This window comes from Streptomyces sp. SJL17-4 (assembly GCF_036826855.1).
In the GTDB taxonomy this organism is placed as follows: Bacteria; Actinomycetota; Actinomycetes; order Streptomycetales; family Streptomycetaceae; genus Streptomyces.
Genome location: NZ_CP104578.1, coordinates 6,519,105 through 6,542,401, shown reverse-complemented (window position 1 = coordinate 6,542,401; position 23,297 = coordinate 6,519,105). Strand labels below are relative to the sequence as shown.

Sequence of the window (23,297 nt, the reverse complement as noted above, 5' to 3'; positions counted from 1 at the left end):
TCACAGACTCCTTGGTACGCGGTGGAGCACACAAACAGGGCTCGCACAGCGCGGCGTTGCGCTGCCCGAGCCCTGCTCACATCGAAAGCCTGCCCTGAACCCTAGAGCTTAGAGCTGGCCGCCGACGAAGACGGTGAGGTCGACGAGACGGTTGGAGTAGCCCCACTCGTTGTCGTACCAGCCGAGGATCTTGACCGTGTTGCCTTCCTGGACCATGGTCAGGGAGGCGTCGAAGGTGCAGGACGCCGGGTCGCTGACGATGTCCGAGGACACGATCGGGTCCTCGGTGTAGAACAGGATGCCCTTGAGGTCGCCGTCGTCGGCGGCCTTCTTGAACGCGGCGTTGACCTCGTCCTTGGTGACCTCGCGGTCGAGCGTCACGACCAGGTCGGTCGCGGAACCGGTCGGGACCGGGACGCGCATGGCGATGCCGTCCAGCTTGCCCTTGAGCTGCGGGAGGACCAGGGCGGTGGCCTTGGCGGCGCCCGTCGTGGTCGGGATGATGTTCTCCGCGGCGGCGCGGGCGCGGCGCAGGTCCTTGTGCGGGAAGTCCAGGATGCGCTGGTCGTTCGTGTACGCGTGGACCGTGGTCATCAGGCCCTTGACGATGCCGAAGTTCTCGTCGAGAACCTTCGCCATCGGCGCGACACAGTTGGTGGTGCAGGACGCGTTCGAGATGACGTTGTGCTGCGCCGGGTCGTACTTGTCCTGGTTGACGCCCATCACGATGGTGATGTCCTCGTCGCTGGCCGGAGCCGAGATGAGGACCTTCTTGGCGCCACCGGCGATGTGCTTCTCGGCGTCGGCCTTCTTGGTGAAGATGCCGGTCGACTCGATGACGATGTCGACGCCCAGCTCGCCCCAGGGGATGTCGGCGGGGTTGCGCTCGGAGAGCACCTTGATGGTGCGGCCGTCGACGGTGATGGTGTCGGCGGTGTGGGTCACCTCGGCCTTGAGGCGGCCGAGGATGGTGTCGTACTTCAGCAGGTGTGCCGTGGTCGCGGTGTCACCCAGGTCGTTGACAGCCACGATCTCGATGTCAGCACCCTGCTCAAGGAGCGCGCGGAAGTAGTTCCGGCCGATGCGGCCAAAGCCGTTGATGCCTACGCGGATCGTCACGAACCGATCTCCTCGTTAGGTACGCCGGTGTGCTCGACGCCGGCGAGATTTTTGTTTTTTGGGATGTCCCCGACCGCTTACGACCCTACCCCCACAGGACCCCCGGAGTGACATCGACCGCATCCGTACGAGCCCGGAAAGTGAGGGAAAACGGCCGACGGCCCGTACCTACCAACGGGTACGGGCCGTCGTGGGACCTTTGTCCCCACTACTCTCCGTCAGCGGCGGAGCACCCCGAGGGCGCGGCCGACGAGACGGGCCCGCTCACTCGCACCGGGCACCTGCTCCAGGCCGTAGCCGAGGAGGACGGTGTCACGCGTGGTGACCGCGGCCTGGGACTGGAAGAGCGCCGCGGAGCGCGTCCAGTCGGAGCCGTTGCCGGGGCTGCCGGCGGGCGCGCCCGGTACGGACCAGGCGCCGAGGGCGGTCTCGAAGCCCTCCGCCTCGGTGGTGGTCCCGGTGACGAGGCGGGTGTCGTCGACGAAGGCACCCATCTCTCCCGTACCGGGGTCGGAGATGTAGGAGATCGAGAGCTCGACCTTCTTCCCGGCCCAGGCGCTCAGGTCGACGGAGGCCTGCCGCCAGCCGTTGGAGGGGCCGGTGAAGGCGTTCCAGGAGCCGGTGGTGCCGGTGCCTGCGCAGCCGTCCTCGCCGACGGTGAGGTAGTGGGCGAGGAAGGGGTGACCGCGGACGTAGTAGCCCTCGCCGCAGTCGGCGGGGGGCTCGGTGGAGGTGCCCCCGTTGACGTCGGGCAGGGTCGTCCAGTCGTCCTGGCCGACGGTGTGGGCCTCGACGACGAGGTTGTCGTAGCCGGGCTCGGTGTCGTAGCTGACCTGGAAGTCCAGGCGGGGTGCCGCCGCGGCGGCGACGCCGGTGAGGTCGACGGTCCTGCCGAGCCGGGCCCAGGTGTTGTCGGCGTGCTTGACGGCCGCGAAGGTCGCGCCCTCGGCGGGCTCGAAGGGCATCCGGATGCCCGGGTAGGAGCCGGCGGAGGCACTGCTCGCGAACTGCGGGAAGTCCTTCGCGTTCAGGGTGTCCGAGGTGACGGTGTACGCGCCCGCGTTGTCCAGCGGGTTGTCGGCGGCGGCCCCCAGACCGGCACCGATGCCCGTGAACGCGCCGGCACCGGCGAACGCGGGCGGATTCTTGAGGCCGGCCCGGTGGTAGGCCCCGAGGTAGTACTGGGCGAAGTCGTTGGACTCGGCCCGGCCGACCTGGGTGAGTCCGCCGGACTTCTCACCGGTGTTGATCAGCTTGCCGCCCTCGTTGAGGTAGGCGCGGACGGCCAGCTGGGCGGCTCCTGAGGGCCGCTCCGCGCCGGTGTACCAGACGACGGTACGGAAGTGGGAGAGCACGCCGAGCGCGTCCGGGGTGCCCTGGGTGGCGATGTCCCAGACGGCGGCCCTGCGGCCGTTGTCGGCGAGCGCCTTCACGTACGTGGCGGTGTGCTTGCCGGCGGTGGTCCCGCCCTCGTCGGCCAGGACGAGCACGTCACCGCGGGGCCGCTCGGCCACCTCGTAGGTGAAGGGGGCGGAGGCGGTGGCCCGGCCCTCCCTGGTGCGGGCGGTGAACCAGACCTCGACGGAGTCGCCGGGCCGGGCGTCCCCGACCTCGGCGCGGTACTCGTCGAAGTAGAGGTTGTCCTCGCCGCCGTAGGTCTCGCCGCCCTTCCAGGCGTCGAGCTCCTCGCTGTGGGTGCGGCCGCCGTTGATCCGGTACTTCATGGTCTTGCCGCGCAGGGACTTGCGCGCGGTGACCGCGACCTCCTGCTCCTCGCCGCGGGCGTAGGAGGTGGTGAAGGTCTTCGGGGTGAAGTCGGGGGCGTCGATGCCGACCGGGGAGACGGGCCGGTCCGGGTGGGCGGCGGTCTCGGCGACGGCGAGCGCGAAGGGGATGTTCTTGGCGAACTCCGCCTGGATCAGCTTCTCGTCGTCCGGGAAGGTGAAGACGGAGGCACAGTCGGCCGGGTTCCAGGCGTCGTCGGGGTCGACCCGGGAGGCGGTGGCACAGGTCGACATCTCGGGGGTGAACATCTGCGTGCCGTTGACGTTGGCGGCGTGTCCGTCCGCCTCGCCGTTGGTGATGTACAGCTCGGAGGAGACCTGCGGCCGGTAGCCGGGCACGGCCGAGTTCTGCGGGGTGCCGGCGAGGGCCTTGAGGGCCACGTCGTCGGGGGTGTCGGTGGCGACCTGCCAGCCCACGCCGTACAGGATGAGCTGGGCGGCCGAGTGGTAGTTGATGCCGTACACGAAGCCGATGCGCTTCTGGAAGGCGTCGATGGCCTTGGTCTCGGGCTCCGACATGGGACCCGTGCCGCGGAAGGTCTCGTCGGCCGGGTCGGGCGACGAACCCTCGTTGTCGTAGCCCCACTTGTAGGCGAAGTTGCGGTTGAGGTCGACGCCGTCGCCCGGGGCGGTCTTCCCGTCGCCGTTGTTGTCGCGGAGGTTCTTGCGCCACTGCCGGTTGGCGGGGTCGGCGTGCGTGAAGTCGTAGCCGTCCGGGTTGGCGGAGAGCACGAACCACAGCTCGGTGGAGTCGACGATCCGGGTGATCCGCTCGTCCTTGCCGTACCCGTCGAGGTAGTGGTGCATCAGCCGCCGGGTCATCTCCGGGGTGATCCACTCGCGCGCGTGCTGGTTGGACATGTACAGCGTGGCGGGCTTGGAGCCGTCCTTGACCCGCGGGGCGCCCTTGCTGACCTTGAGGGCGAGGATGTCCTGGCCCTTGAGGGTCTTGCCGAGGGAGACGACCTTGGTGATCCCGGGGTTGGCCCGGGCGGTGTCCAGGATCTCCTGCTTGAGGCCGCTCGGGCCTCCGTACGGGCGGAAGACGCCGTCCCCCGCGGCGGCCACCCGCTTCTCGGCGGAAGCGGTCAGGCTGTGCTCGGCGAGCTCGACGCCCTGGCCGCGCAGCTGCCCGGCCTGCCGGCCGGTGAGGAAGAGCTCGACCGTCGCGGAGCCCTTGTCGGGCACCTGCTCGGTCATCTCGTGGGCGTCGGCACCGGCTTCGAGGAGCAGCGGGACCTGCTCCTGGGTGACTTCGGCACGCCATACGGAGAGGGCGTCGCCGCCGTCCCGGTCGTGCGGCTGCGCTCCGGCGACGGGTGCCGCCGCCACGCCCGCGATCAGCAGTGAAGCCGCGGCGAGGATCGATCTCGCTCTACGTCTCATGAGCCCCCCTTGCTGTTGTCTGTCACGAAGGTGAACAGACGCCAGGCTCATGGGCACCCATGGACCTGTCAAGGGTGCCTCGCGGGTGTACGAAAAAGCTGCCGGCGCCTCAGAAAGACACCGGCAGCCCGGAGTTCGAAGTTCCGTGCGGTGACGGTTCCGGTCAGCCGACCAGGCTGTCGTCCAGCTCCTCGGTCAGGTTGGACTCGGTCCCGGGAATGCCCAGGTCCTGCGCCCGCTTGTCGGCCATCGCGAGCAGCCGGCGGATCCGGCCCGCCACCGCGTCCTTCGTCAGCGGCGGGTCGGCGAGCGCGCCCAGCTCCTCCAGGGAGGCCTGCTTGTGCTCCATGCGGAGCCGGCCGGCCGCCGCGAGGTGCTCGGGCACCTCCTCGCCGAGGATCTCCAGGGCGCGCTGCACCCGGGCCCCGGCGGCGACCGCGGCCCTGGCCGAGCGGCGCAGGTTGGCGTCGTCGAAGTTGGCCAGGCGGTTGGCGGTGGCGCGGACCTCGCGCCGCATCCGCCGCTCCTCCCAGGCGAGCACCGACTCGTGCGCGCCGAGCCGGGTCAGCAGGGCGCCGATCGCGTCGCCGTCACGGACGACGACCCGGTCCACCCCCCGTACCTCACGGGCCTTCGCCGCGATGGAGAGCCGGCGCGCCGCGCCGACCAGGGCGAGTGCCGCCTCCGGACCCGGGCAGGTCACCTCCAGGGAGGAGGACCGGCCGGGCTCGGTCAGCGAACCGTGCGCCAGGAACGCGCCCCGCCAGGCCGCCTCCGCGTCGCAGGTCGCCCCGGAGACCACCTGCGGGGGGAGGCCCCGGATGGGGCGGCCCCGGCCGTCCACGAGACCCGTCTGCCGGGCCAGCTGGTCGCCTCCGGCCACCACCCGCACCACGAAACGCGAGCCGCGCCGCAGCCCGCCCGGGGCCATCACGATCAGTTCCGAGCTGTGCCCGAAGATCTCCAGGATGTCCCGCTTGAGCCGGCGTGCCGCCATCGCGGTGTCGAGCTCCGCCTCGATCACGATGCGGCCGCTCACCAGGTGCAGCCCGCCCGCGAACCGCAGGATCGACGAGACCTCTGCCTTCCTGCAGCAGGTCCGGGTGACGGGAAGCCGGGAGATCTCGTCCTTCACCGCTGCCGTCATCGCCATGGGCCGATCCTTCCATGCATCCGAAAAATACGGTCGTACGCGGCGGCCAACAGCTCCGGGTCATGCTTCGCGGAGCCGTCGGGCCCGGCCACCGGCGCCAGCTCGACCGCGGCACCGAGCCGCTTGGCGGCATCGGCGAGGGACTCGCGGTCGGGCACGGCGGCCTCGTCGGCCAGCACCACGTCCAGGGCGAGTTTAGGGGCGTGTCGTCCCAAAACCTCCAAATGACGCTGCGGGGAGAAGCCCTCGGTTTCTCCGGGCTGCGGCGCGAGGTTCAGCGAGAGCACCTTCCGGGCCTTCGTCTCGGCCAGCGCGTCGAGCAGTTCGGGCACGAGGAGGTGCGGGATCACCGAGGAGAACCAGGAGCCGGGACCGAGGACCACCCAGTCCGCGTCCAGGACCGCCTCGACCGCCTCGGGCACCGCCGGCGGGTCGTTCGGCACGAGGTGCACGGACTGCACCTCGCCCGGGGTGAGCGCCACCGTGGCCTGGCCGCACACGGTGTCCACGTCGTCGGGACGCTCCGGGTCATGGCCCCTGACCAGGGCCTGGAGCTCCAGGGGTACGGCGGACATGGGCAGCACCCGGCCCTGGGCGCCGAGCAGCCGGCCCACCAGGTCGAGGGCCTGCACGGGGTCTCCGAGCTGCTCCCAGAGGGCGACGATCAGCAGATTGCCGACGGCGTGGCCGTTGATCTCGCCCTTGGACTGGAAGCGGTGCTGGATGACCCGGGCCCAGGTCTGGCCCCAGTCGTCGTCGCCGCAGAGCGCGGCGAGCGCCTTGCGGAGGTCGCCCGGGGGCAGCACGCCCAGCTCCTCCCGGAGCCGGCCGCTGGAACCCCCGTCGTCGGCGACGGTGACGACGGCGGTGAGGTCGCCGGTGATCCGGCGGAGGGCGGCGAGGGAGGCCGAGAGGCCCATGCCGCCGCCCAGCGCGACCACCTTCGGCTGGGCGCCGCGCCTGCGGAGCGTACGCCGCACCGAGAGGGTGGAGGCACGTCGACGGTAAGGCTTCACTCGCGCCCCATGTCCCGGTGCACGACGACGGTCTCGACCCCTTCGGCGGCGATACGGGCGGCGAGCCGCTCGGCGGTGGCCACGGAGCGGTGCTTGCCGCCGGTGCAGCCCACGGCGATGGTCACGTACCGCTTGCCCTCGCGGCGGTAGCCCGCGGCGATCAGCTGGAGGAGCTCGGTGTAGCGGTCGAGGAACTCCTTGGCGCCGGGCTGGTTGTAGACGTAGTTCGACACCTCCTCGTTGAGGCCGGTGAAGGGGCGCAGCTCGGGGACCCAGTGCGGGTTCGGCAGGAAGCGCATGTCGACGACGAGGTCGGCGTCGACCGGCAGGCCGTACTTGAACCCGAAGGACATGACGGTGGCCCGCAGCTCGGGCTCCTCGTCGCCGGCGAACTGGGCGTCCATCTTGGCGCGCAGCTCGTGGACGTTGAGGCTGGAGGTGTCGATCACCAGGTCGGCGTCGCCGCGCAGCTCGCGCAGCAGGTCGCGCTCGGCGGCGATGCCGTCGGTGATCCGGCCGTCGCCCTGGAGCGGGTGCGGCCTGCGGACCGACTCGAAGCGCCGGACCAGGGCGTCGTCGGACGACTCCAGGAAGACGATCCGGCGGGTGACCTGCTTGGCGTCCAGGTCGGCGAGGGACTCCCTGAGGTTGTCGAAGAACTGCCGGCCGCGGACGTCCACGACGACGGCGATCCGGGCGACGTTGCCCTGGGAGCGGGCGCCGAGCTCCACCATGGTGGGGATCAGCGCGGGCGGCAGGTTGTCGACGACGAACCAGCCGAGGTCCTCCAGACACTTCGCCGCGGTGGACCGGCCGGCTCCGGACATGCCGGAGATGATCACCAGCTCGGGAATGGCCGCCTCGGCGCCGTTGTCGCCGGGGGTCTCCTTCGTGCCCGTACTCACGTGTCCTGCTCCGTCTTCTCGGTCGTGCTCTTCGTGCGCGTGCTGGTCGTGCTCTTCGTTCCGGTCCTGCGGTTCGTTCCGGTCCTGCTCGTGCGCGGTCATGCCGTGCCGCCCCCGTCGTCTTCCATGATCTCTCCTGTCGCCGTGTTCACGGCGGGTGCGGCCGGGGCCGCCTGTGCGAGGGCCACGACGACCGCCTCCGCGGTCTTCCGGCCCATGCCGGGGACCTCGCAGATCTGCTCGATTGTCGCCTGTCGGAGCCGCTTCACCGAGCCGAAATGCTTGATCAACGCCTGTTTCCGGGTGTCACCGAGGCCGGGCACCGCGTCGAGAGGGCTGGTCCGGATGCGTTTCGCGCGCTTGGACCGCTGGTAGCGGATGGCGAAGTCGTGAGCCGTGTCACGTACCCGCTGGAGGAGGTACAGGCCCTCGCTGGAGCGGGGCAGCACCACCGGGTCGTCGTCGCCGGGCAGCCACACCTCCTCCAGCCGCTTGGCGAGCCCGCACACCGCGATGTCGGTGATCCCGAGCTCGTCGAGGGCGCGCCGGGCCGCGGCGACCTGCGGCTGCCCGCCGTCGACCACGACGAGCTGCGGCGGGTACGCGAAGCGCTTGGGCCGCCCGCTCTCGTCCGGGTCCTCGACGACGCCCTCGGGGTCCCACTCCCCCGTCTTCTCCTTCTCGGCGAGGTAGCGCCGGAAGCGCCGCCCGATCACCTCGTGCATGGACCGGACGTCGTCCTGGCCCTCGAAGCTCTTGATCTGGAAGCGGCGGTACTCGCTCTTGCGGGGCAGTCCGTCCTCGAACACCACCATCGAGGCCACCACGTCCTCGCCCTGGAGGTGGGAGATGTCGAAGCACTCGATCCGCAGCGGGGCCGAGTCCAGGTCCAGGGCCTCGGCGATCTCCTCGAGGGCCCGGGAGCGGGTGGTCAGATCGCTGGCGCGCTTCGTCTTGTGCAGGACGAGCGCCTGCTGGGCGTTGCGCGCGACGGTCTCCATCAGGTCCTTCTTGTCGCCGCGCTGCGGGATCCGCAGCGAGACGTTGGCTCCGCGGCGGCCGGAGAGCCAGGCGGTGACGGCCTCCGTGTCCTCCGGCAGCGCCGGGACCAGGACCTCCTTGGGCACCGTCTCCCCGCTCTCCTCGCCGTACAGCTGCTGGATCGCGTGCTCGACGAGCCCGGCCGTGTCGACGGCCTCGACCTTGTCGGTGACCCAGCCGCGCTGGCCGCGGACGCGTCCGCCGCGCACGTGGAAGATCTGCACGGCGGCCTCCAGCTCGTCCTCGGCGAGCGCGATCAGGTCGGCGTCGGTGGCGTCGGCGAGCACGACCGCGCTCTTCTCCATGGCCCGGCGCAGCGCCTCTATGTCGTCGCGGAGCCGCGCCGCCTTCTCGTACTCCATGTCCTCGGCCGCGAGCATCATCTGCTTCTCCAGCCGTCGGATGTACGTACCGGTGCGGCCGGCCATGAAGTCGCTGAACTCTTCCGCCAGTTCGCGGTGCTCCTCCGGGGTGACCCGGCCGACACAGGGCGCCGAGCACTTGCCGATGTACCCGAGCAGACAGGGCCGTCCGGCGGAGGCGGCATTCCGGAACACCCCCGCGGAGCAGGTCCGCACCGGGAAGACCCGCAGCATCAGGTCGACGGTCTCGCGGATGGCCCACGCGTGCGCGTACGGCCCGAAGTAGCGCACGCCCTTCTTCTTGTGGCCGCGCAGGACCTGGACGCGCGGGAACTCCTCGTTCATCGTCACGGCGAGGTACGGGTAGCTCTTGTCGTCCCGGTACTTGACGTTGAACCGGGGGTCGTACTCCTTGATCCAGGAGTACTCCAGCTGGAGCGCCTCGACCTCGGTCGACACGACGGTCCACTCCACGGACGCCGCGGTGGTCACCATGGTGGCCGTCCGCGGGTGCAGGCTCGTGAGCGGCTGGAAGTAGTTGGCCAGCCGCTGGCGGAGGGACTTCGCCTTCCCTACGTAGATCACCCGGCGGTGCTCGTCGCGGAACTTGTAGACCCCCGGGGAGTCGGGGATCTGACCCGGCTTGGGGCGGTAGCTGGAGGGGTCTGCCATGCTCCCCACCCTACTGGCGGGCACCGACACTCCGGCCTCGCGCGCTCGTTGGCGAAGCATGGCGAATCAGGTGACGGGACGGGCCGCGGGGCGGCTGGCGGACCGGGTGTGCGTGATCACGGGTGCGGCGAGCGGAATCGGCCGGGCGACGGCGGAACGGTTCCTCCGGGAGGGCGCGCGCGTGGTCGCGACCGACCTCGACGGGGACCGGCTGGCGACGCTGGAGGGGGTGGTCCCGGTGATCGGTGACGTGTCCCGGGAGGAGGACGCCCGGCGCATGATCACCACGGCGGTGGACCGATTCGGAGGGCTGGACGTCCTGGTGGCGAACGCGGGCGTGATCCCCCTCCTCTCCGTCACGGAGGCGGAGGGCGCGGACTTCGACCGGGTGATGGCGGTGGACGGCCGGGGAATGTTCCTGACCTGCAAGTACGCGATCGAGGCGATGCTCGTCTCGGGTGGCGGGGCCATCGTCTGCACATCGTCGATCTCGGGCGTGGCCGGCCAGGCCCGGCAGGCGGTCTACGGCCCGGCGAAGTTCGTGGCCACCGGTCTGACCAAGCACCTGGCGGTGGAGTGGGCGGAGCAGGGGATCCGGGTGAACGCGGTGGCCCCCGGCACGATCGAGACGGAACGGGTGGCGGCGGCGCGGGAGGAACCGGGCGGGCCGGAGTACCTGGCGGAGGTCGTCCGCGGCCACCCGATGGGCCGCTTCGGGACGCCGGAGGAGGTGGCGTCGGCGATCGTGTTCCTGGCGTCGGAGGAGGCGTCCTTCATCACAGGCGCGATCCTCCCGGTGGACGGCGGCTACCTGGCCCGCTGACGCCCCCGCGCACCGCTGGGCGCTGCCCTTCGCCCACCCGCCGTGTGGGCAATCGTCCCTCCCCCAGACTTCGTCCGGGGGGACCCCCAGGGCGGGACGGGTGGCACACGGACGGCGCCCTCTGGCGGCGCCTCCGCCCCTTGTGCCTGGACCCGCACCACCAGTGCGCCGTGCACAGGGTGCGGGTCAGGGCGCAGGGAGCCTAGGCCCGGCAAGGGGCACCGCCCGTTGTGCCCACCCGTTCCGCCCTGCGGAACAGTTGCCCACAACGGGTGGGCAGGAGCGAGGGTGGGCGCCGCCCCTGCGGAACGAATGCCCACAACGGGGGGGGCGGGGTGTGAGGGTGGGCACCGCCCTGGGGGTCCCCCCGGACGAAGTCTGGGGGCAGGAACGAATGCCCACAACGCGGGCTCAGGTCTCCCTGGAGGCGCGTCGGCGGCGTATCGCCGACGTGGATATCAGGGCCAGGGCCAGCACCGCCCCCGCACCCGCCGCGCCCGACGCAACAGTGACGGCCGGCTCCCCGGCCGAAGGCCCCACAGCCGGAGCCGCAGCCGGAGCCGCGGTCGGAGCCGCCTGCGCGCCGTACCCACCCGCCGTGCCCTTCCTCGCGTAGGCCGAGCCAGGGAGCTTGTCCCCGTACGCCCGGACCACCCGCTCCCGGTACGCCGCGAGGCTCGTCCCGTTCCGGCCCACCGCCCGCACCGCGTCCTCGTCCAGTGGCAGCACCTTCGCCCCCTTCTGGACGTACCACGCGTCGATCTGCGGCTCGCGGAACACCAGGCCCTCGCCGCCCAGCTCCGCGTACCGGATCTCGTCGTCACCGGTGGCGATGTTGACGACCTGCCAGCCGCCCGACTGCTTCACGGTCCACAGCGAGGCCTTCTGGCCGTCCGAGGACACGGCTCTGCTGGCCCGGAACTCGACCCGGGCGACGGGCGCCCCCGGCTTCCCGGCGACGAAGTCCGGGGAGAGGATCCGTACCGGTACGGACCGGCCCTCGACCCGCGGCGCGGCCGCCGAGCGGGCGACGGCGCCGTCCCGGGCGAAGAACCGGGACAGGGTGTCCAGGGTCCCCGGCGCGGCGGCGGCCTGTTCAGGGGTGGGCGCGGACGGAAGGGCCTCGGCCGCGTCCGCCGGAAGCGCGCCGAGCAGGACGAGGGCCGCGGCGGTGAGGAGCCCGGCACCTGTGACACGTGCGTTCATCGTCGTCACGCCCCGATCCGGTAGAGCGAGTGGGTCCAGGAGAAGGAGTTGTTGTCGACGTACCAGGCGTGCGAGGCCCAGTTGTAGCGGTCGCTGGAGGGCCAGGGATCGCCCCAGTAGACCCAGCTGTTGGCGTCGTCGTAGCCGTAGAGCACGTGCATGTGGCCGCCGCCGCTCGACCACTGGATGCGGGTCTCGATCGGCCGGTTCGCGTTGATCTCGGTCTGCACGGTCGGGTAGCGCAGCCAGCCGGTCACGTACGAGCCGGGGTTGACGCCCGCCCAGCTGAGTCCCGTCTGGACGTTGCCGAGGGTCGCCTGGTTGTTGGGGCAGTCGTAGCCCTGCTGGCGGTTGAAGGCGGCGTTGCAGAACTGGTTCTGGCTGTAGTTCCGGCCGAACCAGGTGGCGATGGTGTTGCCGCCGGCCGCCCAGCACCAGTTGGTCTTCTGCTGGGCCTGCATGGTGATGTTCAGCCGCTTGGAGCCGAGGGCGGCGACGTCCTCACCGGCGGGCGCGGCGGACGCCGAGGTGGTGGGGACGAGGAAGAGGGCGGCTGCGGCGAGTGCCGCGAGGGAGAGTTTCCTGCTGCGCATCGCGTTCCTCCCGTGGAGGGGGGTGGGGATGTGGGGAGTGGAGGAGCGCGTCCGGACGCTGGTCAGGAGCATCTGCCGTTGTCCGGATCCGGTCAACACGCTTCAATGCGGGGTGACATCGGACTGTGAACGGTGTGACCCGGGTGTGAACGGACGCCCTCGGCCCACCTGCCCGCCCACCCCACGCGGCGCCGCGGTCCGCTCCCCCACCGTGAACGTTCACTGAGGAGTCTCGTGAGCCACACCGAGGCCGATCTGGCGCAGTTGCTGCACACCGGCCCCTTCCATCTGGCGCTGCGCACCGCGCTGGCCGTGCGCGGGCTGCCGCTCCAGCGGGTCCAGCACCATCTCGCGCACCGGGGGATCAAGGTCGGGGTGACGAGCCTGAGCTACTGGCAGCAGGGTGCCCGCCGCCCCCAGCGGCCGGAGTCGCTGAAGGCGGTCCGCGCGCTGGAGGAGGTGCTCCAGCTGCCGGGGAACTCGCTGCTCCGGCTGCTCACGGAGGACGGGCCCGGGCGGTCCGAGGTGGAGCGTCCGGCGGCCCGTTCGTACCGCTCGCTCGTGGAGGCGTCCGGCTCGGTCGAGGGGCTCCTCGCGGGCCTCGAGTCACCGACGGACGGCGGGCTGCACACGGTGGGGCACCACGAGCGGGTACGGATCGGGGCCGGGCGGGAGCTGGTGGGGCGCGAGTCGCAGCAGGTCGTACGGGCCCACCGGGACGGCGTGGACCGCTATCTGGCCATCCACCACGGGGACCCGGGCTGCGACCCGTCACGGGTCGCGGTGCGGGCGGCGGAGAACTGCCGGACGGGGCGGGTGCGGTGGGACGCGGGAACGGGGGTGCTGGTCGCGGAGCTGCTCTTCGACACGCGGCTGCGCGCCGGGGACACGTACCTCTTCTCGTACGGCTTCGAGGATGGTACGGCGGGACCGAGCGGGGAGTACGTGCGCGGGTTCAGCTTCGCGGGCGGGCAGTACGTGCTTCAGGTGCGCTTCGACGAGGCGGCGCTGCCGGTGCGGTGCCGACGGTTCGCGCAGGCGTCGGCGGGTGCGCCGCGCGGTGGCCGTGCGGAGCTGACCGTGAGCGGCCGGCACCGCACGGTCCACGTCGTGGAGCAGGGCGTACGCCCGGGGATCCTGGGGATCGACTGGGACTGGACCTGACGGGGGCGGGCCTGCCCGGTGGGAGCCCGAGGCTCAGGCCTTGGGCGCGGTCTCGGGGCCCGCGATCAGCGTGCCGTTCTCGACGCGGACCGGGACCTCGGGGAGCGGCACGGTGGCCGGGCCCTTGAGCGCCTTGCCGGTCGTCACGTCGAAGCGGCTGCCGTGGCAGGGGCAGTTGCCCTCGTTGTTCTCGATCTTGTCGAGGACGCAGCCGGCGTGCGTGCACTGGGCGCTGAACGCCTTGTACTGGCCCTTGGCCGGGCAGCTCACCAGGACCTTCTGCTCGCGGTAGAGCTTGGCGCCGCCGACGGGGATCTCGTCCGGGGCGCCGAGGGCGACGGGGGCGGTCGGGGTCGGGACCCCGGCATGGCCGAGCTTGGACTCGGTGGAGCAGGCGGCGACTCCCAGCCCGGCGGCACCGGCGAGAGCGGCGCCCTTCAGTACGGTGCGGCGGCTGGACTGGCCGGACATGGGCGCTCCACGGTGGATCGGGGCAAGGCGTGACCGAACCGACGATACCGGCGGGGTGTCCGGCGCCGGAGACCGGGCCCGGGGGGCCGCTCCGAGACGCCGAGACGCGGCAGGGCCCCCGGGGAGGGGGCCCTGCCGGGAACGTCAGGCCTTGCGGGCCCGCGTCGTCGCCTTCTTCGCGGCGACCTTGGTGGCGGTCGCCTTCGTGGCCGTCTTCGTGGCGACCTTCGTGGCCGTCTTCCTGGCGGCCGTCGTGGTCGCCGCGGCCGCCTTCGTCGCGGCGGCCTTCTTGGCGGGCGCCTTGGCCGGGGCCTTCTTCGCCGCCGCCTTTCTCGTCCCCCGGGCCGCCGGGACGGTCACCCCGGCGTCGCTGACCCGGTCCGCGCCGAGGACCTCGCGGAGGAACTTGCCGGTGTGGCTCGCCGGGACCGAGGCGACCTCCTCCGGCGTGCCCTCGGCGACGACCAGGCCGCCGCCGCTGCCGCCCTCGGGGCCCATGTCGATGAGCCAGTCCGCGGTCTTGATGACATCGAGGTTGTGCTCGATGACGATCACCGAGTTGCCCTTGTCGACCAGACCGGACAGGACCTTGATCAGCTTCGAGATGTCCTCGAAGTGCAGACCGGTGGTCGGCTCGTCCAGGACGTAGACCGTGCGGCCCGTCGAGCGCTTCTGGAGCTCGGAGGCGAGCTTCACGCGCTGCGCCTCGCCGCCCGAGAGCGTCGGCGCGGACTGCCCGAGCCGGACGTACCCGAGTCCGACCTCGTTGAGCGTGCGCAGGTGGCGCGCGATCGTCGGGACGGCCTCGAAGAAGTCCAGGGCCTCCTCGATCGGCATGTTCAGGACTTCGGCGATGGACTTGCCCTTGTAGTGGACCTCCAGGGTCTCCCGGTTGTACCGGTCGCCGTGGCAGACCTCGCACGGGACGTAGACGTCCGGGAGGAAGTTCATCTCGATCTTGATCGTGCCGTCGCCGGAGCAGTTCTCGCAGCGGCCGCCCTTGACGTTGAAGGAGAACCGGCCGGGCAGGTAGCCCCGTACCTTGGCCTCCATCGTCTCGGCGAAGAGCTTGCGGACGTGGTCGAAGACGCCGGTGTACGTCGCCGGGTTCGACCGCGGGGTGCGGCCGATCGGGGACTGGTCGACGTGCACGACCTTGTCGACGAGGTCGTCGCCGTCCACGCGCGTGTGCCGGCCGGGCACCGACTTGGCGCCGTTCAGCTCGCGCGCCAGGTGGGTGTAGAGGATGTCGTTGACCAGGGTCGACTTGCCGGAGCCGGAGACACCGGTGACGGCGGTGAGGACGCCCAGCGGGAAGGACACGTCGATGTCCTGGAGGTTGTTCTCGCGGGCACCGTGCACGGTGAGCCTGCGGCCGGGGTCCACGGGACGGCGGATGTCCGGGGTCCGGATCTCCCGGCGGCCGGACAGGTACTGCCCGGTCATCGACTCCTCGTTGCCGAGGAGTTCCTTCAAGCTGCCGGAGTGGACGACCTTGCCGCCGTGCTCACCGGCGCCGGGGCCGATGTCGACGATCCAGTCGGCGACCTTGATGGTGTCCTCGTCGTGCTCGACGACGATGAGCGTGTTGCCCATGTCCCGGAGGCGTACGAGGGTCTCGATGAGCCGGTGGTTGTCGCGCTGGTGGAGGCCGATGGACGGCTCGTCGAGCACGTACAGCACACCGACCAGGCCGGAGCCGATCTGGGTGGCGAGCCGGATGCGCTGGGCCTCGCCGCCGGAGAGGGTGCCCGCGGCGCGGTTGAGCGAGAGGTAGTCGAGGCCGACGTCGACGAGGAAGCGCAGCCGCTCGTTGACCTCCTTGAGGACCCGCTCGGCGATCTTCTTGTCCCGGGCGTTGAGCGTGAGGCGGGAGAGGAACTCGGCGCAGTCGCTGATCGACATCGCGGAGACCTCGGCGATGGACTTCTCCATGACCGTGACCGCGAGGACGATCGGCTTGAGGCGGGTGCCCTCACAGGTGGGACACGGCACCTCGCGCATGTAGCCCTCGAAGCGCTCGCGGCTGGAGTCGCTCTCGGCCTCGGTGTGGCGCCGCTTGACGAAGGAGACGGCACCTTCGAAGGCCGGGGTCGTGTATGCCCGCTCCCGGCCGTACCGGTTGCGGTAGCGCACCTCGACCTGGGTCTTGTGGCCGTACATCAGGGCCTTCTTGGCACGCTGAGGCAGGGCCGCGTACGGCAGGTCCGTACGGAACCCGAGGGCCTGCGAGAGGCCGCCGATGAGCCGGCCGAAGTACTCCTTGGTGTGGCCGTGCGACCAGGGGTGGATGGCGCCCTCGTCGAGGGACTTGTCCTCGTCGGGGACGATCAGCTCCGGGTCGACCTCCATGCGGGTGCCGATGCCGGTGCAGTCGGGGCAGGCGCCGAACGGCGAGTTGAAGGAGAAGGAGCGCGGCTCCAGTTCCTCGAAGGACAGGTCGTCGTACGGGCAGTAGAGGTGCTCCGAGTACATCCGCTCGCGCTCGGGGTCGTCCTCGGCGAGGTCGACGAAGTCGAGCACGACCATGCCGCCGGAGAGCCCGAGCGCGGTCTCGACCGAGTCGGTGAGGCGGCGCTTGGCGCTGTCCTTCACGGTGAGGCGGTCGACGACTACCTCGATCGTGTGCTTTTCCTGCTTCTTCAGCGTCGGCGGTTCGCTCAGCTGTACGGTCACGCCGTCGACGCGGGCGCGGCTGTAGCCCTTGGTCTGGAGGTCGGCGAAGAGGTCGACGAACTCGCCCTTGCGCTCGCGCACGAGCGGGGAGAGCACCTGGAAACGGCTGCCCTCGGGGAGCTCCAGGACCTTGTCGACGATGGCCTGCGGCGACTGGCGGGAGATCGGCCGGTGGCACTCGGGACAGTGCGGCTTGCCGATGCGGGCGAAGAGCAGGCGGAGGTAGTCGTAGACCTCGGTGATGGTGCCGACCGTCGAGCGCGGGTTGCGCGAGGTCGACTTCTGGTCGATGGAGACCGCGGGCGACAGACCTTCGATGAAGTCGACGTCCGGCTTGTCCATCTGGCCGAGGAACTGCCGGGCGTACGAGGAGAGCGACTCGACGTAGCGGCGCTGCCCCTCGGCGAAGATCGTGTCGAACGCGAGGGAGGACTTGCCCGACCCCGAGAGCCCGGTGAAGACGATCAGGGAGTCGCGCGGGAGGTCGAGCGAGACGTTCTTGAGGTTGTGCTCACGAGCGCCACGGACGATGAGACGGTCGGTCACGCCGGTCCGCACCTTTCTTCAGAGAGCGGATGCTGCAGAGGGATGCCGCGGAGAGCTGATGTGCCTGAAACACCCAACGCTTCAAGGATGCCGGATGCTTCCTTCGAGCCTATAGCACGCACATTCGATTTCCGGACTCGCGGAGACCTCTTCACCCGAACGAGTGGTGGCGCCCCGGCCGGCACTAGGGTCGGCGCCATGATCGACCACGAAAGCGACCTTGCTCACGTCCGCGCGGCGACCGAACGGCTGCTGACGGCGGCCGCCTCCCTGGACAACGCGGCGGCCGCCGAGCCGTCACGGCTGCCCGGCTGGACCCGTGGCCATGTGCTCGCCCACATCGCCCGTAACGCCGATGCTCTGGTGAACGTCCTCCAGGGCCTCCCCATGTACCCCGACGCCGCCACCCGCGACGCCGACATCGAGCGCGACTCCGGCCGCCCGCTCGACGTCCAGCTCGCCGACCTGCGCGAGACCGCCGACCGCTTCCAGGCCGTCGGCGCCGAGCCCGCCGACTGGAGCCGGACGGTCGAGCTCCGCAACGGTGTCCTGGACAGCGCCTCCCGGATCCCCTTCCGCCGCTGGGTGGAGGTCGACCTGCACCACGTCGACCTGGGCATCGGCTACGAGCTGGAAGACCTGCCGGAGGAGTTCACGCACCGCGAGATCGACTTCCTCGCCGACCGCTTCGCGGGCCTGGAGACCGTGCCGACGACGGCCCTCTGGACCGACGACGGCCGGGTGTGGCAGACCGGCGGCACGGCGGGCGGCGTGGTCGTCACGGGCAGCCCCGTCGAGATCCTCGGCTGGCTCGCCGGACGCCGCGACGGCTCGGCCCTGAAGACCAAGGGCGGACCCCTGCCGAAGCTCCCGGCGCTGTAGGCCGTCAGATCCCCCGCTGTCGGTGGGCGGAGCTAGTCTGATCACATGACGTACAGCGGAGTGGTGAAGGTCGGCGGGGCGGCGGACGTGCACGAGCTGACGGACCTGATGATCTCGAAGGTCGCGGTCGGCCCGATGGACAACAACGCGTATCTGCTGCGCTGCCGGGCCACCGGCGAGCAGCTGCTGATCGACGCGGCCAACGACGCGGACACCCTCCTCACGCTGATCGGTGACGACGGCATCGCGTCCGTCGTCACCACCCACCGGCACGGGGACCACTGGCAGGCGCTCGCCGACGTCGTCGCCGCCACCGGCGCCGTGACGTACGCGGGCGCGTACGACGCGGAGGGCATCCCGGTCGCGACCGACGTACCCGTCGAGGACGGCGACACGATCCGGGTGGGGCGGGTCGAGCTGACCGCGCGCCGCCTGGTCGGGCACACCCCCGGCTCGATCGCCCTGATCTTCGACGATCCGCACGGCCACCCGCACGTCTTCACCGGCGACTGCCTCTTCCCCGGCGGGGTGGGCAACACCTGGAAGGACCCGGAGGCCTTCGCGAGCCTGATCCACGACGTGGAGACCAAGCTCTTCGCGGTCCTCCCGGACGAGTCCTGGGTCTACCCGGGCCACGGCAAGGACACCACGCTCGGTGACGAGCGGCCCTCGCTCACGGTGTGGCGCGAGCGCGGCTGGTAGGCCGTCGGGAAGGCCCTCGGAGGCGGAAAGCGCGCGGCTGAGCAGCCACGCGCTTCCGCACGCCCCCGTAACCCGGACGGCGGCGGGGTAGTTGGCGCGACATGAGCCTCAGTAACGCTCCGTCGCCACCCGCTTCCCCGGTTCCGCCCGTCCCGCCCACCGCGCCGTCGATGGGCAGGCTCGCCGCCGCCTCGCTCGTCGGCACCGCCATCGAGTTCTTCGACTTCTTCGTCTACGGGACCGCCGCCGCGCTCGTCCTGGGGCCGCTCTTCTTCCCGACCTTCTCCCCGCTCGCCGGAACCCTGGCCGCCTTCGGCACCTTCGCCGTCGGCTTCGTGTCCCGGCCGCTCGGCTCGGTCCTCTTCGGCCATGTCGGCGACCGGTACGGACGGCGCCCGGTCCTCTTCGCCTCGCTGCTCCTGACCGGTTGCGCCACGGTCGCGGTCGGCTGCGTGCCCACATACGGGACCATCGGCATCGCCGCACCCGTGCTGCTGCTCGTGCTCCGCTTCCTCCAGGGCCTGGGCCTCGGCGGCGAGTGGGGCGGGGCCGTCCTGCTCACCGCCGAGCACGCCCCCGAGAACCGGCGGGCGCTCTGGGCGAGCTTCCCGCAGATCGGCCCGGCGATCGGCTTCCTCCTGGCGAACGGGGTGATGCTGGCGCTCTCGGCCGGCCTGAGCGACGCGGAGTTCCGCTCCTGGGGCTGGCGGGTGCCGTTCTGGGCGGCCGGCCTGCTCGCGGCGGCCGGTCTGCTGCTCCGCTCCTCGCTCGCGGAGACCCCGCAGTTCGAGAAGCTCTCCGCGGCGGGGCAGACCGCGGGCGCCCCGCTGGCCGAGGTCGCCCGTGACCACTGGCGGCTCGTGCTGCTGACCGCCGGGGCACTCGCCGTCGGGTACGCCACCTTCTACACGGTCTCCACCTGGGCCCTGGCCTACGGGACCGAGCGGCTCGGGGTGAGCAGCACGGTGATGCTGACCTGTGTCATGGCGGCGGTCGCGATCAAGGGTGCGGCCACGCCGTTCATCGCGATCCTCGCCGACCGCTGGGGCCGTCGGCCGCTGTGTCTGGCCGGGTGCGCGGCCTCCGCGCTGTGGATGTTCCCGATGGTGGCCCTGCTGCACACGGCGCGCCCGTTCCTGATGTTCCTGGGCTTCCTGGGCGCGCTGCTCGCCTTCATCACGATGTTCGCGGTGGTGGCCGCGTACCTCCCGGAGCTGTACGAGCCCCGCGTGCGCTGCACCGGCGCCGCCGTCGGCTACAACCTCGCCGGTGTCCTGGGCGGTGCCCTCACCCCGATCGTCGCGACCGCCCTCTCCGACGGCGGCTCGGGTCCGCCCTGGGGCGTCGCGGCCTATCTGACCGTGGTCGCCCTCGTCAGCCTCGGCTGTTTCGCGCTCCTCCCGGAGACGCTGCCGGCCAAGGCCGGGCAGCGGGCGGAGCCCGAGCCCGCCTCGGCGTGAGGGACGGAGAACGGCGACGGCCGGCCGGGGAGTCCCCGGCCGGCCGTCGTCGTGTTCATGTCCTGCGTCGAGCGGGTCAGGCGTCGACGCTGTCCTTCTTGGCATCGTCGACGCCGTCGGCATCGGTCACGCCCTCGGCCGCGTCCCGCTCCGCCTGCCTCTTCGAGGCGATCAGGCTGGTGATCGTCGTGATGACCAGGACACCGCCGATGACGGCGAGCGAGAACGGGATGCTGATCTCCGGGACGTGCACCCCGGACTCGTGCAGGGCGTGCAGCACGAGCTTGACGCCGATGAAGCCGAGGATCACCGACAGGCCGTAGCTGAGGTGGACCAGCTTCTTGAGCAGACCACCGATCAGGAAGTACAGCTGTCGCAGACCCATGAGGGCGAAGGCGTTGGCGGTGAAGACGATGTACGGGTCCTGGGTGAGGCCGAAGATCGCCGGGATGGAGTCGAGGGCGAAGAGGATGTCGGTGGTACCGATGGCCAGCATGACGACCATCAGCGGGGTCATGATCCGCTTGCCGTTGTTCCGGATGAACAGCTTGGTGCCGTGGTACCGGTCGGCGACGCCGAACTTCTTCTCGACGGTCTTGAGGAGACGGTTCTCCTCCCACTCGTCCTCGTCCTCGTCCGCGCGCGCCTCCTGGATGAGCTTCCAGGCGGTGTAGATCAGGAACGCGCCGAAGATGTAGAAGACCCAGGAGAAGCTGGCGATGATCGCGGCGCCCGCGGCGATGAAGATCGTGCGGAGCACCAGGGCGATCACCACACCCACGAGCAGCACACGCTGCTGGAGGTGGGAGGGGACCGCGAACTTCGCCATGATCAGGACGAAGACGAAGAGGTTGTCGACGCTGAGCGACTTCTCGGTGATGTAACCGGCGAAGAACTCGCCGGACGCCTGACTGTCGCCGAAGAACAGCAGGCCGAGGCCGAAGAGCCCGGCCAGCACGATCCAGACGACCGTCCAGATTCCGGCTTCCTTGACCGACACGTCATGGGGCTTGCGCCCGATGAAGAAGTCGGCACCGATCAGGGCAGCAAGACCAAGAATGGTCACTACCCACAGAGTCATTGAAACGTCCACTGCGCCTCCGGCGTCGTACGGCTACTGATCAGCGTCGTCGCTGCCGGAGGTCTCTTCCACCCGGGCGACGGACGATCGCCACCGGGCCGACGCCCCGGGATCGGATCATGGATGATCCGTCCGTATTGACGGGTACGCCGCGCATGGGGAGTACTCCCCTCCGCACTGAGAAGAGTACCCGAACACCCAAGAGAAGGTAAAGGGAAGGGTAAAGGGCCACCAAGAGGCCAGGTCAGAGCTGTCGGGGCGTCAGGGCCGCTTTCCATGGCGAGCGGCCGCCACCTGCCCCAGGACCTGACGGAGCACCCCGCTGCCCGGCGGGAGCAGCGGAGGCTCGTACGACCAGGAATGGCCGACCCAGGGATCGGCGAGGTGGTCGTCGGCGACGGGGGTGAGCCGGAGCAGCGAACGCCACAGCGGGTCGAGGAGCGGCCCGTACGCGGACGCGTCCGCCCGGTCCGCCACCATCAGCAGATGGACGCCGACCGACGGGCCCTCGTCGGCGAGGTACCGGAGGCGCGTGACCGCCCGGTCGTCGAAGCCGTGCGGGAAGTCGTGCACGAGCAGCAGTTGCCGGGCCGCGTCCAGACCGGGCGGCAGGGCGTCGGCGGCTCCCGCCCGCACCGCCATCTGCAGCAGGTCGACGCGCTCGGTCAGCTGCTCCAGGACCGCCGAGACCCCTGCCGCGCCCCGGGCCGGCGGGGCCGCGAGGACGCCCGTCTCCACGAGTGGCGCGAGCGCGGCGGTGCCCGCACCGGCCGGGTCGACGACATGGACGGTGAACGCGCCCGCCGGGTGCGCCGCGAGCAGCCGGGCCGCGTGCGCGACCGCGCAGTCCAGGGCGAGCCGCCGCAGTTCGACCTCGTCGAGGAGACCGGCGGCCTCGGAGTGCCCTCGGCCGCTGTCCACCCAGAGCCCCCGCTCCAGCGGAAGCCGGACGAGCATGGGGATCCGCAGATCGGTTCGCTCGGGGAGGTGGAGGTCGCCGAGACGGACGGCCATCGGCTCCTCGGCCGGGACACGGTAGGCCTGCCAGACGGGGTTCTCCCAGCGGGCGAAGGCGACGGGCAGGGCGGGCTCGACGACCTCGGACTCGGCCACGAGCTGGGCGAGGTCCCGGTCCAGGACCTCCTGCGCCCGCGCCACCAGCTCGTCGTGCCGGGCGCGTGCGGCGGCCCGCGCCGCGTCGTTGGCGCCGTCGGCGCGGGCACGGTAGTCGGAGAGCGTCTGGTCGAGCTCCCGGTCGAGCCGGTTCTCGGCGAACTCGCAGGCGCTGCGGTAGGCGGCGGCGGTGCGGGCCAGGTCTTCGAACATGCCCCACACCTGGTTGTACAGGCGCTCGTCCATGGACCAGCCCGACGCGTCCCCGGCAACCGGCGTGGGCGGCCCCTGCCGGGGCTCGCGCTCGGGCTCGGGTGCGGGGGTGGGGGCGGGACCGGGTGCCGGGGCGGCCTGGCGTCGAGGATGCGCGTAGTTGACGGGCCCGCCGCTCGTCGACGGCGTGGGCGCGTCCGTGGCGGTACCCGACGGAGGGGTCGACGGCGGGGTCGGCGGGGTCGGCGGCGGGTTCGTCGGGCCGGTCGTGGCCGGGTCCGTGGCGGTCACCGGTGCCGTGCGGCGTACGCGCTCCGCCTCGGGGACGTGCTGGGCCGGAGCGGCGACCGGGGCGGTGGGCCCCGGCGTGACGGTCTCCAGGATCGTCGCCGCCAGGTCGGCGGCGCGCTCCAGGCCCTGGTCGCCGAGGAGGGCGGCGAGCCCGCCCTCGTACCCCTGCCCCATGGCACGGACCTTCCAGACGCCCTGGCGGCGGTACAGCTCCAGGGCGACGACGGCGGACTCGCTGTCGAGTCCGGTGATCGTGAAGGTGGCGATCTCGGCGCCGTCGGGGCCGGCGACGGCGACGAAGGGGGCGGCGACCGTCCCGAAGCGGGCGGCTCCGCCGGCCCGCGGCCCGGGCAGCGCGAGGAGCACCGAGACCCGGTGGACGGCGCCGGGGACGGCCTCCAGGTCGACGGTGAGGCGCTGGTCGGCGGCGGCCTGTCCGGGGACGTCGACACCGGGCAGCGAGGGCGCTCCGGGGTGGGCGATCCACTCCACGCCGGGGACCCTGCCCTGCTCGTCGCCGAGGGTGGCGCCGGCGAGGACAGGGTGACCGGCCGACACCCGGATCTCCAGTCGGGTGTCGGGCAGGGGGTGGTTCTGCCCCCGGACCAGCTCGGCCGTCATCGACTCTGTCCCCTCGG

17 protein-coding genes are annotated in these 23,297 nt (G+C 71.3%); 5 read left to right on the top strand and 12 right to left on the bottom strand.

Features of this window, described 5'->3' with window-relative positions; all coding sequences use genetic code 11:
* Positions 1-108: 108 nt before the first annotated feature.
* The 6 genes from gap to uvrC form a co-directional block, all read right to left on the bottom strand.
* A complete protein-coding gene (gene gap, locus N5875_RS29380) occupies positions 109-1,119 on the bottom strand; it encodes a type I glyceraldehyde-3-phosphate dehydrogenase (RefSeq protein ID WP_030322485.1) in 1,011 nt (336 codons plus the stop codon).
* A gap of 218 nt (positions 1,120-1,337) precedes the next feature.
* Positions 1,338-4,289: a M14 family zinc carboxypeptidase gene (locus N5875_RS29375; RefSeq protein WP_338497181.1), complete on the bottom strand. Its 2,952-nt coding sequence runs from the start codon at positions 4,287-4,289 to the stop codon at positions 1,338-1,340.
* Between the two features lie 163 nt (positions 4,290-4,452).
* Positions 4,453-5,442, bottom strand: a complete 990-nt coding sequence (gene whiA / locus N5875_RS29370) for a DNA-binding protein WhiA (RefSeq protein WP_030205188.1) — start codon at positions 5,440-5,442, stop codon at positions 4,453-4,455.
* The gene (gene yvcK, locus N5875_RS29365; protein WP_318207181.1) at positions 5,433-6,458 is read right to left on the bottom strand and encodes a uridine diphosphate-N-acetylglucosamine-binding protein YvcK; all 1,026 of its coding nucleotides are present in this window, start codon (positions 6,456-6,458) and stop codon (positions 5,433-5,435) included. The genes whiA and yvcK overlap by 10 nt, the downstream gene beginning before the upstream one ends.
* On the bottom strand, positions 6,455-7,465 hold the full coding sequence (rapZ, locus tag N5875_RS29360) for an RNase adapter RapZ (protein ID WP_318207182.1): 1,011 nt from the start codon (positions 7,463-7,465) through the stop codon (positions 6,455-6,457). Before rapZ ends, yvcK begins: the two co-directional genes overlap by 4 nt.
* The gene (gene uvrC / locus N5875_RS29355; protein ID WP_338497173.1) at positions 7,462-9,438 is read right to left on the bottom strand and encodes an excinuclease ABC subunit UvrC; all 1,977 of its coding nucleotides are present in this window, start codon (positions 9,436-9,438) and stop codon (positions 7,462-7,464) included. Before uvrC ends, rapZ begins: the two co-directional genes overlap by 4 nt.
* Before the next feature lie 58 nt (positions 9,439-9,496).
* Here uvrC and N5875_RS29350 point away from each other — a divergent pair, with 58 nt between their 5' ends.
* Positions 9,497-10,261: an SDR family oxidoreductase gene (locus N5875_RS29350; RefSeq protein WP_318207184.1), complete on the top strand. Its 765-nt coding sequence runs from the start codon at positions 9,497-9,499 to the stop codon at positions 10,259-10,261.
* Positions 10,262-10,672: 411 nt separating this feature from the next.
* On the opposite strand, the gene N5875_RS29345 is transcribed toward N5875_RS29350, so the two are convergent.
* Both N5875_RS29345 and N5875_RS29340 read right to left on the bottom strand, forming a co-directional pair.
* Entirely contained in the window at positions 10,673-11,476 is an 804-nt protein-coding gene (locus N5875_RS29345) for a hypothetical protein (protein ID WP_318207185.1), read from the bottom strand.
* Positions 11,473-12,060, bottom strand: coding sequence for a papain-like cysteine protease family protein (locus N5875_RS29340; RefSeq protein ID WP_338497171.1), 588 nt, complete (start codon positions 12,058-12,060; stop codon positions 11,473-11,475). The genes N5875_RS29345 and N5875_RS29340 overlap by 4 nt, the downstream gene beginning before the upstream one ends.
* A 234-nt stretch (positions 12,061-12,294) precedes the next feature.
* Here N5875_RS29340 and N5875_RS29335 point away from each other — a divergent pair, with 234 nt between their 5' ends.
* Positions 12,295-13,224 carry a hypothetical protein gene (locus tag N5875_RS29335; protein ID WP_338497170.1) on the top strand — a complete coding sequence of 310 codons (930 nt, stop codon included), beginning with the start codon at positions 12,295-12,297 and terminating at the stop codon, positions 13,222-13,224.
* Between the two features lie 33 nt (positions 13,225-13,257).
* Here N5875_RS29335 and N5875_RS29330 read toward each other — a convergent pair whose 3' ends face one another.
* Positions 13,258-13,695, bottom strand: a complete 438-nt coding sequence (locus N5875_RS29330) for a Rieske (2Fe-2S) protein (RefSeq protein ID WP_338497167.1) — start codon at positions 13,693-13,695, stop codon at positions 13,258-13,260.
* 144 nt (positions 13,696-13,839) lie between these two features.
* On the bottom strand, positions 13,840-16,917 hold the full coding sequence (gene uvrA, locus N5875_RS29325) for an excinuclease ABC subunit UvrA (protein WP_318207189.1): 3,078 nt from the start codon (positions 16,915-16,917) through the stop codon (positions 13,840-13,842).
* Positions 16,918-17,115: 198 nt separating this feature from the next.
* Here uvrA and N5875_RS29320 point away from each other — a divergent pair, with 198 nt between their 5' ends.
* From N5875_RS29320 to N5875_RS29310, 3 genes are all read left to right on the top strand, one after another.
* A complete protein-coding gene (locus tag N5875_RS29320) occupies positions 17,116-17,799 on the top strand; it encodes a maleylpyruvate isomerase family mycothiol-dependent enzyme (protein WP_318207190.1) in 684 nt (227 codons plus the stop codon).
* A 45-nt stretch (positions 17,800-17,844) separates the two neighbouring features.
* Positions 17,845-18,501: an MBL fold metallo-hydrolase gene (locus tag N5875_RS29315; protein ID WP_318207191.1), complete on the top strand. Its 657-nt coding sequence runs from the start codon at positions 17,845-17,847 to the stop codon at positions 18,499-18,501.
* Positions 18,502-18,671: 170 nt separating this feature from the next.
* Positions 18,672-19,961, top strand: a complete 1,290-nt coding sequence (locus N5875_RS29310) for an MFS transporter (RefSeq protein WP_318207192.1) — start codon at positions 18,672-18,674, stop codon at positions 19,959-19,961.
* A gap of 76 nt (positions 19,962-20,037) precedes the next feature.
* Here the strand turns inward: N5875_RS29310 and N5875_RS29305 are convergent, their stop codons facing one another.
* Both N5875_RS29305 and N5875_RS29300 read right to left on the bottom strand, forming a co-directional pair.
* The gene (locus N5875_RS29305) at positions 20,038-21,042 is read right to left on the bottom strand and encodes a TerC/Alx family metal homeostasis membrane protein (RefSeq protein ID WP_338497163.1); all 1,005 of its coding nucleotides are present in this window, start codon (positions 21,040-21,042) and stop codon (positions 20,038-20,040) included.
* 261 nt (positions 21,043-21,303) lie between these two features.
* A complete protein-coding gene (locus tag N5875_RS29300; RefSeq protein WP_338497162.1) occupies positions 21,304-23,280 on the bottom strand; it encodes a TerD family protein in 1,977 nt (658 codons plus the stop codon).
* Positions 23,281-23,297 lie beyond the last annotated feature (17 nt).

Coding starts and splice junctions, on each gene's coding strand:
- N5875_RS29375 (WP_338497181.1), bottom strand. CDS start 4,289: ATGAGACGTAGAGCGAGATCGATCCTCGCCGCGGCTTCACTGCTGATC.
- whiA (WP_030205188.1), bottom strand. CDS start 5,442: ATGGCGATGACGGCAGCGGTGAAGGACGAGATCTCCCGGCTTCCCGTC.
- rapZ (WP_318207182.1), bottom strand. CDS start 7,465: ATGACCGCGCACGAGCAGGACCGGAACGAACCGCAGGACCGGAACGAA.
- uvrC (WP_338497173.1), bottom strand. CDS start 9,438: ATGGCAGACCCCTCCAGCTACCGCCCCAAGCCGGGTCAGATCCCCGAC.
- N5875_RS29350 (WP_318207184.1), top strand. CDS start 9,497: ATGGCGAATCAGGTGACGGGACGGGCCGCGGGGCGGCTGGCGGACCGG.
- N5875_RS29340 (WP_338497171.1), bottom strand. CDS start 12,060: ATGCGCAGCAGGAAACTCTCCCTCGCGGCACTCGCCGCAGCCGCCCTC.
- N5875_RS29330 (WP_338497167.1), bottom strand. CDS start 13,695: ATGTCCGGCCAGTCCAGCCGCCGCACCGTACTGAAGGGCGCCGCTCTC.
- N5875_RS29320 (WP_318207190.1), top strand. CDS start 17,116: ATGATCGACCACGAAAGCGACCTTGCTCACGTCCGCGCGGCGACCGAA.
- N5875_RS29315 (WP_318207191.1), top strand. CDS start 17,845: ATGACGTACAGCGGAGTGGTGAAGGTCGGCGGGGCGGCGGACGTGCAC.
- N5875_RS29310 (WP_318207192.1), top strand. CDS start 18,672: ATGGGCAGGCTCGCCGCCGCCTCGCTCGTCGGCACCGCCATCGAGTTC.
- N5875_RS29305 (WP_338497163.1), bottom strand. CDS start 21,042: ATGACTCTGTGGGTAGTGACCATTCTTGGTCTTGCTGCCCTGATCGGT.
- N5875_RS29300 (WP_338497162.1), bottom strand. CDS start 23,280: ATGACGGCCGAGCTGGTCCGGGGGCAGAACCACCCCCTGCCCGACACC.